The organism is Streptosporangium sp. NBC_01639 (assembly GCF_045209755.1).
In the GTDB taxonomy this organism is placed as follows: Bacteria; Actinomycetota; Actinomycetes; order Streptosporangiales; family Streptosporangiaceae; genus Streptosporangium.
Genome location: NZ_CP109272.1, coordinates 684,221 through 698,050, shown reverse-complemented (window position 1 = coordinate 698,050; position 13,830 = coordinate 684,221). Strand labels below are relative to the sequence as shown.

Genomic DNA, 13,830 nt, shown 5'->3' with positions numbered 1-13,830 from the left:
TGGTGTCGGCGGAAGGGGATGCCCGGCACCGCGTTCCGGCGGCGACGTCCCCCGGACGGTCTCGGACCAGTGGGTTCGTCCGGGGCCGCCTTCCCCGGCCTTCCCTTCTGTTGCCGGAGCGTCCGGGCGATGGCCTTCGCCGGGACGATGAACCGCCCTGGCGAAGGCATGAGATGGCCGGCTCAGCTACGCAGGCTCCAGCGCTGGTTGGCGCCGCTGTTGCAGGCCCAGAGGTTGAGCTTGGTGCCGTTGGCGGTGGCGCTGTTGGGCACGTCCAGGCACAGCCCTGACTGCAACCCCGTGATGCTGCCGTCGGCGTTGACGTTCCACTGCTGGTTCGCCTGTCCGTTGCAGTCCCAGATCACCACCTGGGTGCCGTTGCCGGTCCCCTGGCCGTAGGCGTCCAGGCACTTGTTCCCGTACACCATCAGCTGCCTGCCCGAGGTGTAGGTCCACCGCTGGTTGGTGCCGCCGCCGCAGTCCCAGAGCTGCGCCTGGGTTCCGTTGGCGGTGCTGGAGTTGCCGATGTCGACGCAGCGGCCCGACTGGCCCCCGACGATCTGCACATTCTGCTGGCTGCCGCCTCCCTGGGGCCCGGCGGACGTCATCACGGCCTGGGCGCCCGACGGCCAGTTGCCGTTGGTGACGGTCACGTTGTTGTTGACGACGTTACCGCGGTCGCCGTTGGTCACGTTGGTGCTGGAGTTGCTCGCCCAGTTGCCGGTGACGGTGAAATTGCCCATGTTCTCGCCGCCCCAGTAGTTGGCGGTGGCCCAGGTGCCGATGGCGGACAGGACGTTGTTCCTGACGGTGTAGTACTTGGAGCCCTCGTCGAAGTAGATCCCGAACCAGCCGTTGGTCCGCAGGCAGTAGTTGTCGCTGATCACCGCGTTCGGGTTCCAGGACAGCGTGTAGATACATCCACCATCGGTCATCTGCTGCATGACATCGTGCACGTAGTTGCCGATGAGCTGGTTGTTGGACGCGGTGGTGGGCGTGGTGTACCGCGGCTGGTAGTTGTACAGGCCGCGGTTGGCGTACTGGTTGCTGCCGCCTGGTTCGTTGGCACCCCAGCCGTACCCGATCGACATGCCGGTATAGGGCATGTTGTAGACCTCGTTGTGGGAGATGACGGCGGTGGCGACGTAGGTGGTCACGACCGAGACGACGCCCCGGTACTCCACGCCGAGGTCGTGGACGCGGTTGTTGCTGATGGTGATGTTCCGGTTGACCATCCGCTGGTCGGCGGGGTGGTGCGCGTCGGCACGCACGCCGCCGACCACGATGCCACCAGCCGAACTGCGGGCGATCTCGGACCGGGTGACCGTGATGTTGCTGGCGCCCAGGCCGACACCGCTGGCGTGGCCGTTGGCGTCGTTGCCGATGCCCACGGCCGTCTGGCCCAGGTTGACGAACTGCGAGTCGCTGAAGGTGATGTTGTCGGCTGCGGAGACCTGTACGGCGGCGGGCATCTGATACCAGTTCGGCCGGGTCGCTTCGAACTGCTGGCAGCCCTCATGGCAGGAGGTGAAGTTGGGCCAGCTCCAGTTGCCGGCCATGTAGGCGCCGGTCTGCTGGTCCGCGTAGCCCTGGTTGCTGCTGGGCCCCATCCAGGTCGTGCCGGTGAACGTGATTCCGGCGAACGTGATGTGGTGCGCGGGCGCGTCGTAGGTGCCCCCGACGTTCACCAAGGACTGCAGCACCGGCAGCTCCACGCTGACGTTGCTCATGTTCTGCCCGGCGAGCGGGATGTAGGAGAGCACGCCGGTGCTGGGATTGATGTACCACTCGCCCGGAGAGTCGAGGAACTCGTACGCGTTGGCCAGGTAGAGCGGACCCGCCCGGTGCGGGCTGGTGAAGGTGTCGTACCCGAAGTTGTTGTTGTTCCAGGCGGGCTGCTGCATCGTGATGAAGTTCCCGCTGATGTTCTGCACCGTCACGTACCGGTCCGTGAACGAGCCGACGCTCTCCATCTCGACCCGGGTCTTGTCGGCAAGGTTGTTCAGATAGCTCAGGGCCCCGTTGGTGAAGGCGAGGCCACTGCTGTTCGCGGTGAAGTCCGACCGGTTCACGGTGGTACGCGCGCGTGTGGCGATGGCGCCGTTGACGTAGAGCTGCCGAGTGTCGATCCCGGTACCGACGTTGGCCCGCCAGATGTTCTTCCCGGAGTCGGCGAGCGACCAGCCGGTGACCGCCTTCGCGCCGCTGATCACGGGACGCGCCGACGGGGCCGCCCGCCACACCACCTGGTATCCGTTGTTGCCGGAGTCGGCGGCGGTCAGCCGTAGCGGCGCGGAGAGCCGGTACACCCCGTCGGCCAGCTCCACGACGATGTCACCGGACATCGCGCCGGTGAGCGCCCGCACCGCGGTCTGCGCGGCGGGCACCGAGCACGGCTGGGCGGCGGAGCAACCGGTGCCGGTACCGGAAGGGGAGGCGTACAGGGTCGTGGTGGCCGCCAGGGCGGGGGAGACCGGCGTCACCAAAGCGGCTGCGGCGGTCAACCCCACCACGGCGGCTCCGGTCGACACCAGCCTCCGCATCGCGGGGTACGAGAATCCAAACATGGGACTTCCTTATGTGGGGGTGGGGGAGCGGTCGGCAGAACGTCCCATCGGAGCTGATCCCGCGGGGCGGCTCCGGTCCTCATGCGGCCGTCACGTCGAGCGCGCGGTGCGCTCACGGCCCGGGTGGCACACCCGGGGCGCAGCCGTCCGGGCGCGGATGGCGTGCGGATCTCCTGGGGCGGGCGGGTATGTGAAAGTGGCCCTGCCGTGGAAGGGGATCCCTCGCCGTGACGGTCGCTTTCCCCGGCGAGGGATCCTGGAGGCGTCTCAGAGGTCTGGGAAGGGGGTCAGCTTCGGGTCCAGCGTTGGTTGTTTCCGCCGTTGCAGGACCAGATGGCGAGTTTGGTGCCATTGGCCGTGGCGCTGTTGGGGACGTCCAGGCACTTGTTCGCGCCGACGGCGGTGATGGTGCCGTCGGAGTTGAACCGCCACTTCTGGTTGTTCTGGCCGTTGCAGTCCCAGATCTGCACCGGGGCGCCGTCGGCGGTGCCCTGGTTGCTCACATCCAGGCACTTGGTGCCGTAGACCCGCAGTTCACCGGCGCCAGTCGAGGTCCACTGCTGGTTGTTCTGGCCGTTGCAGTCCCAGAGCTGCACTTGGGCGCCGTTGGCCTGGGAGACGCCGCTCACATCGAGACACCTGCCCGAGCCCACACCCCGGATCGCACCCACGCCCGGAGTCGGAGTCGGAGTCGGCGTGGGATCGGGTGACGGGGTGGTCCCGAACTGCGAGAAGAACCTCCACACCTCTCCCTTGGTCCAGGTCGTGATGCCGCTCTCAGCGTAGGTCCCGTCCACCGGGCCGGGCATGTGACCGTTATCGAAGGCGGCCCACACGACCGGATACCCGGTCCGGCACCCCGAGTAGGTGGTGGTCATGTGCGTCCTGCTGCCCGACCCCGGCTCGGGCGGGTTCTGGGCGGTACAGCCGTTGTTCCTGACGAACCTGTCACGCAACGACCGTCCCTGGGAGATGTTGAGCACCGAGTCGCCGATGCCGTGGAGTCCCATGTACGCGATGGGCTGAGTGCCGTCGCCGCACCCGCTGAGTTGCGCGCCGGAGTAGACCGCGACCGCACGGAAGACCGTCGCCCTGCTGCACGCGAGCGAGTAACTCATACCGCCGCCGTAGCTGAAGCCCAGAGCGAAGCGCTGCGAGGTGTCGACGCACAGGTCCGCCTCGATCCGCCTGATCAGGTCGTCGACGAGGGTCACGTCCTCGCCGCCGGAATTGGCCCAGCCGTTGCCGATGCCCTGGGGCGCGACGAAGATCGCGCCGTTGTTCGCCATCTGCCGCAGGCCGTAGAAGGACCAGGGGTACCCACTGGTACCGCCCGAGTCGACTTCGGTGGCTGTACCGCCCCGCCAGTGGAACGCGAAGATCAACCGGTAGGGCGTGTCGTTGTTGTAGTTGTCGGGGGTTCGCAGGATGAAGGAGCGATTCTTGCCGCCGCTCTGGATCGAATGCGTACCGCTCCCCAGCGTCGGGGTCTTGCCGCACCCGGCGGTCGGCGCGAGGGCGCCGGCACCCGTGGACGACGTGGTCTTGCCGAGGCTGTTGCTCAGCGCCGCGTGACCCGTGGACAGGACGAGAAGTGCCGCGACCGCGATCGCTCCGAATAAGGATCTGCGCTTCGACATCACGCGACTCCCCCTGCGGTTCGCATATCGACACGTCTGGATGGGGACGCCACTTGGTCCTCCTTCATTTGGGGGGTAGGAGTCTCAGCCGGCCGGGCGTGGTGGCTCGACACCGTTTTGTCGGTCCCCGCGCTGAACATCACGCCCGGCGAGCACGGCGAGTGCTTCCCCACGCTCAGGGCCGGCAGCCGGTCGCCCCGGCGTCGGTCGCGTCCGCGTGGCTTGTTCCGATCGTTCACGTGATTCTCCAGACATACCGCGGTGTCCGGCGAGTGGCACCGCGAGGGGGGTGATCTGAGGGACTGCTAGAGCCGCGGCGGTCAAGCCACGACGCACGACCGCCGCGGAGTGCCCCACTCCAGATGCGGTCCAGCCGAGGAGCCCTTCGACAAGAGGCGTCTCGGAGACTTAGCTACTAATTACGTTCCTCGCGCTGAGACGCGTCAAGACCTTAAGCCCACTTATTTCTGACTCCTCACAAGGAGACTCTTGTCAGAGTGGGAACGGTTCCGAGCATAAGTACAGCTAGGCGGCTTTCTCTTTCCTTTCGCCGGTTCAATGGCCCAGTAGCGCGTCAGATGAATAGCATTCAATGTCAGGTTAGGGGGAAGGATCGATGCTGATCCGGGCCTCGATTGGTCGTACTCTTGAGGAGGTGGTGGCAGAGAGGGAGCAGCAACGTGGTCGATACTCCGCGTGCGGAAGGCGCATACCGGCCGGGCTACGAGGTGGCCGCGGAGCAGGTGCTGGAGTTGATCAGCCGGTTGCGTCTGCGACCTGGCGACCGCATGCCCACCGAGAACGAACTGGCCCGGCAACTGGGCACGAGCCGGACCGTCGTGCGCGAGGCGGTGAAGATACTCTCGGCGCTCGGCCGGGTACGCGCCCAGAAGGGGCGCGGGCTCTACGTGGCAGACGACGAGGGCATGCTCGGCACCGGACGCTGGGCGTCCTTCTTCCTGCCCACCGACCTGGACCACATCTACATGCTCTTCGAGTTCCGCCGAGCCCAGGAGATGGAGACCAGCCGGCTGGCCGCCCGCCGCGCCACTCCGGCGGAGCTGGGAGACATCGAGAAGTCAGCCGGAGTGTGCCGCTACGGATTCGACAACGGACGCGAGGATCTGTTCAACGAGGGCGATGACGCCTTCCACACCGCCATCGCGACAGCCTCGCACAACATGTTCCTCCAGATAGCGGTGCGGGAGGCCCGCCGGCTACAGGCCCAGTCCAACCTCATCGGCCTACGCGGCTCGGTCGGCGGGCATGCGGCCAAGGCCGTTGAGGAACACGACGCCATCTACCAGGCCATCCGCGCCGGCGACCCGGAAGCGGCGGCCCAGGCCGCGGCGACACACATCGACAACACGCTGGACGACTACCGCAGAGAGATCCAGCAGCGTATCTTCTCGTCGACGGATTGACTCCTCGTGGGGAAATCGCGCAGGTGATGCGCGCAGTGCCGCCAGGACGCGCCCGCCGCCGTCGCGCCGGTCGCCCGCGGCAGCCTGCATGAGCACCACGTGCGCCGAATGGCCGCTCCGCTCGAGAGGGAAGAGCGAGTGGCCGTCCGGCCATCACAGGACGACCGCGGGTGAAAGTTTCACTGCGCCGCGCTCCCGGGAAGAGCGAACGCCTTCGGTGTGGAAGCAGATGGGACCTGGTCACCGAACAAACGCCCGGACGGCGCTTCGCCGATCAGCAGGATGATCTGGGCTTTCTGCGTGATCCGGGCGGGCTCGGTCGTGCGCCGAGCCCGCCGCTCCGGCTCCAACCGGTCCTGATCGCGTTCCGTGATCGCGCTCACCCGATGGGGCGTACGCCTTCGCGGTGAACGTCAGGAACGTTGGAGCCGGACCTGTGTCATGCCGTCAGCGCTGTAGGGTCAGCAGGCCCGGCCGGTAGGGCAGGAGGCCGTAGTCGCCGCCGGAGCTGGGATTGCGTCCCTGGTAGAGCAGTTGCAGGTTGCAGGGGTCGACGGTCATGGTCTGGTCGGGGTTGGTGCGGATCAGTTCGCCGTGGCTGATGTCGTTGGTCCAGGTGGCGCCGCTGTTGGCCTTGCCGGCGAAGGGGTTGCTCTCGGTCGCGGCCTGTGGTGTCCACGTCCCGTCCAGGCTGGTGGCGGTGAAGGAGCGGAAGTAGCGGCCCTGGGAGCCGATCGCCTCGACGATCATGAGGTATCGGTTCTGGTTGTGGAGTTTGTAGACCTGGACGGCTTCGAAGAGGTTGTTCGTCGTGTCGCTCATGATCACGGTCGAGGTCGTGCCGAAACTGCCGGGGAAGTTGCCGATGGGCATGGCGGCCCGGTAGATCTTGCCGTTGTCGCCGGCGAAGAACAGGTACATGTTGGTGCTGTCACCGATGACGGCCTGGTCGATGGGTCCGGTTCCGGAGCCGGAGATGCTTCCGGAGAAGAGGGTCTGCGGTGAGGACCAGCCGTTGGGGTTGGTGGGGTCGCTGGAGGTGCGGTAGGAGAAGGCGGGCCCGCCCCACTGGTAGGCCAGCACCCAGATGTTCTTCGGGGCGAAGTAGAACAGTGAGGGCGCGACGGTGGCGGAGGACATGGTGTTCTGGCTGGCCGAGGCCATGTCGGACCAGTTGGTGAAGAGGCCGAAGTTCATCGAACCCCAGCTCGTGCCCGTGTCGTGCGTCGTGGCGTAGACGAGATGTCTGCCGTTGTAGGGGACGGTGGTGAAGTCCTTGAGCGAGACCCATCCCGACTTCGGGTTCGCCAGCGAGCCCGTCGATGTCCAGCGGTACGTCGACGGAAGAGCACACATACCGGTCGGGGTCGGCGTAGGAGTCGGTGTCGGGCCGGGGGTTCCCGGAGTGCCGTTCCAGGTCCATTTCTGGTTGTCGCCGGTGTGGCAGGCGTAGAGCTGGACCAGGGTGCCGTTGGCGGTTCCGGTGCCGACGGCGTCCAGGCACAGCCCGGACTGCACGCCGGCGATGGTGCCGTCGGTGTTGACACGCCATTTCTGGTTGTCGCCGCCCCAGCAGCTGTAGATCTGGACTTTGACGCCGTTGGCGGTACCGGCGGCGTCCAGGCACTTGTTGCCGTAGACCCTGAACTCACCGGCGGCGGTGTAGGTCCACTGCTGGTTGGGGTTGGTGTGGCAGTCCCACAGGTTCACCTGGGTGCCGTCGGTGGTGCTGGAGCCGGGCACGTCCAGGCAGCGGCCGGATGCCACGCCCCTGATCTGCCCGGTACCGCCACCCGAGGTGGGTGTGGGCGTGGGAGTGGGGTCCGGGTTCGGGTCCGCGGCGTTGAGGGCGTTGAGGACCGAGGTGTAGGCGGCCTTCTTGTTGCCGTTGCCGTCGAAGAGCAGGGGACTGGTGTTCGCGCCCAGCCAGGAGTCGCTGTCGCGGACGCCCCACACGGTGATGCCGGTGCACCGCGGCACCGCCAGGCAGTCGTCGGCCACGTTGGCGTAGGTGGTCGCCGAGCCACCCTGGATGTCCAGCTCGGTGATCTGCACGTCGACGCCGAGGGCGGCGAAGCTCTGGATGGTGGTGCGGTAGTTGCTGTTGTAGGGGCTGTTGCTGTTGAAATGCGACTGCAGGCCGACGCAGTCGATCGGCACCCCGCGGGCCTTGAAGTCACGGACCATGTTGTAGACGCCCTGGGTCTTGGCCCATGTCCAGTTGTCGATGTTGTAGTCGTTGTAGCAGAGCTTGGCGGCCGGGTCGGCGGCGCGCGCAGTACGGAAGGCGACCTCGATCCAGTCGTCGCCGGTGCGTTGCAGGTTGGAGTCACGCCGGCCGCCGCCGCTGTCGGCGTAGGCCTCGTTGACCACGTCCCAGGCGTAGATCTTGCCCTTGTAGTGGGCCATCACGCCGTTGATGTGGTCGATCATCGCCTGGCGCAGCGTGCTGCCGGACAGGGCCCCCATCCAGCCCGGCTGCTGGGAGTGCCAGGCCAGGGTGTGCCCGCGCACCCGCTTTCCGTTCTGCACCGCCCAGTTGTAGACGCGGTCGCCGTTGGTGAAGTTGAACTGGCCCCGGTTCGGCTCGGTGGCGTCGATCTTCATCTCGTTCTCGGCCGTCACCATGTCGAACTCGCGGTTGGCGATCGTCGTGTACGCCGAGTCGCCCAGTTTGCCCGCGGCGATCGCGGCGCCGAAGTATCGCCCGCTCTGCTGGGCCGCCGCACCGAGCGTGCTCGCCGCGGCATTGGCGGAAGCGGCCTCGGAGGAAGCGGCGCCTGCGGAGACCGGGTTGGTCACCGCCGCGAGCGTGCCGAGCACGAGAGTGCCGAGGGCGCCGGCGATCAGGGCCCGGCGAAGACCGCCGAGAGGTCGCCGGGTGCCGGGTGGGGGTATGGCATTTGTGCCCATGCCTGAGCCTCCATAACTGCATCACAGGAACGCGGAAGCGGACAATCACCAGGGGAAATCCGCAGGATCGACGCCGCGTCCCGTCATCAGGGAACGCACACCACCGGGGCGTCGTGGCCGACGGCCCCTGCCACTCACCACCGACTTGGCAGGGGGCCGTCTCGGGGACTCAGTGTGGAAACTATTACAAAATGTGTCAAGCTCATCCGGAAAGGTTCTGTCTCACTGCTTGCTATCCATGTCCTGCGCCTGCGCAACGTCTCCTGGCCCTGAAAGCTGCGATTCCGCAACTGGGCTGAGACGCCTTCGGTGAAATTTTCATCACATCGGTCTGTCCGGCTTGATGCGGTGACCCATGAAAGACCAGATAAGCCGTGCTGGCCTCTCGCTCCTTCCGGCACGCTATGTTTCATACTCTTGACAGCTTCTCCTTAGCTCGTGTTTGCTCCGCTCCACCACCACAACCGTTCGACGGATAAGGAGCCACGATCGACAAACGGGATGTTAGCGCTCACATTTCGTTGCCCCCTCAAAAAGGCATGACCGGCGACCGTGAATCCCGGACAGACACCACATCCGCGGGCTTCTTCCCTCTTACGGTCGCCGATCTCTTGACAGGAGGATCTCCCGCACGGCGAAAGCTCGGATCAGCCTGATACATCGGGTCTCACGGCCCTCAGGTGGCCGGGCGCACCTGCGATGCGCCCGAGCCGCCACGCCCGACCGCCAAGCCCGCCACCAGATGACATCCGTGGGCGAGTGATCCGAATACAGACTGTTGGCGCTACACGAGCCGTCAGCAATAACTGCTCTCAGTTGCCGGAAAGAGGTTGAGCATGCGTGGGTGGAGACGGTGGTTCAACGCGGCGCTTCTGGCCGTGACCATGGTCGCCCTGGGCGCGGTGACGCAAACGAGTGTCGCCGGCGCGGAGTCCAACGGCGGAGTGCGGGTCATGCCACTGGGCGACTCGATCACCGAGGGCACGCAGGTGCCGGGCGGATACCGCATCGGCCTGTGGCAGCGGCTGGTCTCCGGCCGGTACGCGGTGGATTTCGTCGGGTCGCAGTTCAACGGACCGGGTGGCCTGGGTGACCACGACCACGAGGGCCACCCCGGCTGGCGTATCGACCAGATCGACGCGAACATCACCGGCTGGGCGCGTACCTACGGTCCGCGCACGGTGCTGCTGCACATCGGCACCAACGACATACTGCAGAACTACAACGTGGCCGGTGCACCCCAGCGGCTGTCGACCCTGATCGATCGCATCACAACGGCCGTGCCGGACGCGGACGTGTTCGTCGCCACGATCATCCCGCTGTCGTCGGCGAGCCAGGAGTCCGCCGTCCGTACCTTCAACGCGGCCGTCCCCGGCATCGTGCAGAACAAAGTCAACAGTGGCAAGCGCGTCCACCTGGTCGACATGCACAGCAAGCTGACCACGTCCGACCTGATCGACGGCATCCACCCCACCGCCGGCGGCTACGACAAGATGGCCACCGCCTGGTACGCGGCACTCCAGTCGGTCTCCGGCAGCATCGGCCAGCCCGGCGGCCCCAGCCCGACGCCGACGCCCTCGCCGGTGAGCGGGATCCGCGGCGTGGGTTCAGGCAGATGCCTGGACGTCGCCAACGTCTCGCAGGCCAACGGCACGCAGGTGCAGATCTGGGACTGCAACGGGCAGGTCAACCAGCAATGGACACCGACCAGCGCGGGTGAGCTCCGGGTGTACGGCAACAAGTGCCTGGACGTGGCCAGCATGGGCACCGCCGACGGCGCGCAGGTGCAGATCTGGGACTGCAACGGCCAGAGCAACCAGAAGTGGCGCCTCAACAGTGACGGAAGCATCAGCGCGCTCGGCGCCGGCAAGTGTCTGGACGCACCCAACTACTCCACCGCCAACGGCGTCAAACTCCAGATCTGGTCATGCAACGGTGCCGCCAACCAGCGCTGGATCCGTGTCTGACGCGGGTAAGGAGCACGAGGCGGTCTCAGACACCGGCATGATGCCCTCTTTCGTGGTGTCACCGGTGAGGCGCGCCATCCTGGGAGCAGCACGTGACCGATCGAACGAGCTCCGCGGACGAGGTCGGCCCCAATCCGGCGTGGCCGTCCCCGTCGGTGTCGTATGGCCAGGAGAACGCCTCCACCGGCCCACCGATCACGGTCACCATGCCGCGGAGGCATGATCCGGCCGACCTCGCAGCCGGATCCGCGCAGCCGGCCGCCGTCGCACACCTCCCGTTCGACGAGGACCTCCACCTCAGGAGGGCGTCACCCACCTGAGGAAGGCGTGACCTGACCTACATCCTCACCCCCCGAAGGAACCACCGTGCAACCACCTTTGCCCGCCGTGGCGTCCAGACCGGTCCTGACCGGCATCGTCGCCGCGGCGCTGGCCGTGGCGTTCACCGTCGTCGCCCCGGTCGCCTCCACCCTCGCGGCCACCCCGACCCTGCACGCGTCATCATCCGGCGCCGGCGGGGCGGGTTCGCCGTACCAGGCGAACGCGCTGAACATCCCGGCTTCCGACTACCAGCAGGTGCCGCTCGCGTCGGGCAGCGGCGAACTGGGTGAGGCGATGTCACTGGCCGTGATGCCGAACCGGTCGGTCCTCCACACAGCCCGCGACGGCACGTTGCGCGTGACCGACGTCAACGGCAACACGAAGGTGGCCGCCAGGCTCAACGTCTACACCCACGACGAGGAGGGCCTCCAGGGTGTGGCGGTCGATCCGAACTTCGCCACGAACCGGTACGTCTGGCTGTACTACTCACCCCGGCTGAGCACGCCGAGCGGCGACGCCCCGGCCACCGGCACCCAGGCGCAGTTCGACCAGTGGAAGGGCGAGCTCTACCTGTCCCGGTTCACCCTCAAATCGGATGACACACTCGACACGTCCAGCGAGAAGGTGGTCCTGCGGGTCGCCAACGACCGCGGCCAGTGCTGTCACGTGGGCGGCGACATCGACTTCGACGCGCAGGGCAACCTGTATCTGACCACCGGCGACGACACCAACCCCTTCGAGTCGAGTGGCTACTCCCCACTGGACGAGCGGACCAACCGCAATCCGCAGTACGACGCCCAGCGCTCGTCCGCCAACACCAACGACCTGCGCGGCAAGCTCCTGCGGATCAAGCCGCAGGCGGACGGCACCTACACGATTCCCGGTGGCAACCTGTTCTCGCCGGGGACGGGGGGGACGCGGCCGGAGATCTACGCGATGGGCTTCCGCAACCCGTTCCGGATGAGCGTCGACAAGGCGACCGGCGTCGTCTACCTGGGCGACTACGGGCCGGACGCGGGGGTGACCGACTCCAGCCGGGGGCCGAGCGGGCAGGTGGAGTTCGATCGCATCACCGGTCCCGGCAATTACGGCTGGCCGTACTGCACCGGCACCAACACCACCGGCGAGACCTACAACGAGTGGAACTTCGCCTCCAACAGCACCGGCTCGAAGTACAACTGCGCGGGAGGTCCGACCAACAACTCCTTCCGCAACACCGGCCTGACCACCTTGCCCCAGGCCAAGTCGGCGTGGATCAAATACGCCGGTGATTCCGGCTCACCGCCGGAGTTCGGCAGCGGCTCGGAGTCGCCGATGGGCGGTCCGGTCTACCGGTACGACCCGAACCTGAACTCCGGCGTCAAGTTCCCCCAGGCGCTCGACGGACGGTTCTTCGCCGGTGAGTACGGCCGCCGCTGGATCAAGGCCATCGAGGTGAGGAGCGACGGTGGCTACGGGGAGATCTCCGCGTTCCCCTGGTCGGGGACGCAGGTGATGGACATGGGCTTCGGCCCCGACGGGGCGTTGTACGTGCTGGACTACGGCACCGGAAGCAACAACCAGGCGCTCTATCGGATCGAGTACATCGGCCAGGCCAACCGCAACCCGATCGCCAGGGCCGCGGCCGACAAGACCTCGGGACCGGCTCCGCTGACGGTGAACTTCTCCTCAGCGGGCAGTTCCGACCCCGAGGGCGGCGCGCTGACGTACTCGTGGAACTTCGGCGACGGCACTACCTCCACCGCGGCCAACCCGAGCAAGACCTACACCACCAACGGCACGTACACCGCCACGCTCACTGTCCGCGACCCGCAAGGGCTGACCGGAGGCGCGAGTGTCGGCGTGTCCGTCGGCAACACCGCCCCGACCGTCACGCTCACAGACCCCATCGACGGCCGGCTGTTCTCCTTCGGCGACACGGTGCCGTTCCAGGTCGACGTGAGCGATCCAGAGGACGACACGATCGACTGTTCGAAAGTGACGGTGACCTACTCGCTCGGCCATGACAGCCACGCCCACCAGATCACCTCCAGGACCGGCTGCAGCGGCTCCATCGCGGTGCCGGTCGACGGTGAGCACGACGCCGCGGCGAACATCTTCGGCTTCTTCGTGGCCTCCTACACCGACGGGGGCGGCCTGACCTCCACCAGCACCCGGACGTTGCAACAACGGCACCGGCAGGGCGAGCACTTCGGCGCCCAGCAGGGCGTGCAGACGGCCGACCACACCAGCGCCGAGGGCGGCAAGACCGTGGGCTTCGTCGATGACGGCGACTGGATCTCCTTCCAGCCGTACAACCTGAGCAACGCCAGGAGCGTCACCGCGCGGGTGTCCTCGGCGGGTGCGGGCGGCCGGATCGAGGTTCGGGCAGGTTCGGCCACGGGCACGCTGCTGGGAACGGTGAACGTCGCGAACACCGGTAGCTGGGAGACCTTCGCCGACGTCTCGGCGAACCTCAGCGGCGCGCCGACCGGCGCCACGACGTTGTACCTCGTCTTCCGCGGCTCGACCGGCCAGGGCTACCTGTTCGACCTGGACGCCTTCACCTTCGGCACCGGTACGACCTCCTCACCCTCGCCGTCGCCTTCCGGTGACACGGGTGCGTTGCGGGGGGTGGGGTCGGGCCGGTGCCTGGATGTCGCCGGTGCCTCGCAGGCCAACGGTGCCGTGGTGAACATCTGGGACTGCAACGGCGGGTCCAACCAGCGGTGGACCTCGACCGGTTCGGGTGAGCTGCGGGTGTACGGCGGCAAGTGCCTGGACGTGAACGCGGCCGGGACGGCGGACGGCACCGCGGTGATCGTCTGGGACTGCAACGGTCAGAGCAACCAGAAGTGGCGCCTGAACGCCGACGGCACCATCACCGCGGTCGGAAGCGGCAAGTGCCTGGACGTGTCCGGTTACGGCACCGCCAACGGCACCAAGGTGCACATCTGGACCTGCCAGGGCGGCACCAACCAGAAATGGACCCGCGTCTGAGGCCATCCGCCACACCACG

8 protein-coding genes are annotated in these 13,830 nt (G+C 66.9%); 4 read left to right on the top strand and 4 right to left on the bottom strand.

Translation table 11 applies throughout. The features are described 5' to 3' along the window. Positions 1 to 182: 182 nt before the first annotated feature. Complete coding sequence (locus OHA77_RS03160; protein ID WP_406315997.1) at positions 183 to 2,567, bottom strand: ricin-type beta-trefoil lectin domain protein; 2,385 nt, start codon at positions 2,565 to 2,567, stop codon at positions 183 to 185. Positions 2,568 to 2,854: 287 nt separating this feature from the next. Continuing rightward, entirely contained in the window at positions 2,855 to 4,207 is a 1,353-nt protein-coding gene (locus OHA77_RS03155) for a lectin (protein WP_406315996.1), read from the bottom strand. A gap of 680 nt (positions 4,208 to 4,887) precedes the next feature. Here OHA77_RS03155 and OHA77_RS03150 point away from each other — a divergent pair. Then, on the top strand, positions 4,888 to 5,631 hold the full coding sequence (locus OHA77_RS03150; protein ID WP_406315995.1) for a FadR/GntR family transcriptional regulator: 744 nt from the start codon (positions 4,888 to 4,890) through the stop codon (positions 5,629 to 5,631). A 179-nt stretch (positions 5,632 to 5,810) separates the two neighbouring features. Here OHA77_RS03150 and OHA77_RS03145 read toward each other — a convergent pair whose 3' ends face one another. Beyond that, a complete protein-coding gene (locus OHA77_RS03145) occupies positions 5,811 to 6,014 on the bottom strand; it encodes a hypothetical protein (RefSeq protein WP_406315994.1) in 204 nt (67 codons plus the stop codon). Positions 6,015 to 6,078: 64 nt separating this feature from the next. Next, on the bottom strand, positions 6,079 to 8,544 hold the full coding sequence (locus OHA77_RS03140; protein ID WP_406315993.1) for a non-reducing end alpha-L-arabinofuranosidase family hydrolase: 2,466 nt from the start codon (positions 8,542 to 8,544) through the stop codon (positions 6,079 to 6,081). Between the two features lie 836 nt (positions 8,545 to 9,380). On the opposite strand from OHA77_RS03140, the gene OHA77_RS03135 reads away from it, so the two are divergent. From OHA77_RS03135 to OHA77_RS03125, 3 genes are all read left to right on the top strand, one after another. Continuing rightward, positions 9,381 to 10,511, top strand: a complete 1,131-nt coding sequence (locus tag OHA77_RS03135) for a ricin-type beta-trefoil lectin domain protein (protein ID WP_406315992.1) — start codon at positions 9,381 to 9,383, stop codon at positions 10,509 to 10,511. Positions 10,512 to 10,603: 92 nt separating this feature from the next. Then, complete coding sequence (locus tag OHA77_RS03130; protein ID WP_406315990.1) at positions 10,604 to 10,831, top strand: hypothetical protein; 228 nt, start codon at positions 10,604 to 10,606, stop codon at positions 10,829 to 10,831. Between the two features lie 46 nt (positions 10,832 to 10,877). Next, positions 10,878 to 13,811 carry a lectin gene (locus OHA77_RS03125; protein WP_406315988.1) on the top strand — a complete coding sequence of 978 codons (2,934 nt, stop codon included), beginning with the start codon at positions 10,878 to 10,880 and terminating at the stop codon, positions 13,809 to 13,811. Positions 13,812 to 13,830: the final 19 nt, after the last annotated feature.

What these genes read in the sequence shown, in the direction of transcription:
- OHA77_RS03160 (WP_406315997.1), bottom strand. Translation starts at nt 2,567, where the DNA reads ATGTTTGGATTCTCGTACCCCGCGATGCGGAGGCTGGTGTCGACCGGA.
- OHA77_RS03155 (WP_406315996.1), bottom strand. Translation starts at nt 4,207, where the DNA reads ATGTCGAAGCGCAGATCCTTATTCGGAGCGATCGCGGTCGCGGCACTT.
- OHA77_RS03135 (WP_406315992.1), top strand. Translation starts at nt 9,381, where the DNA reads ATGCGTGGGTGGAGACGGTGGTTCAACGCGGCGCTTCTGGCCGTGACC.
- OHA77_RS03140 (WP_406315993.1), bottom strand. Translation starts at nt 8,544, where the DNA reads ATGGGCACAAATGCCATACCCCCACCCGGCACCCGGCGACCTCTCGGC.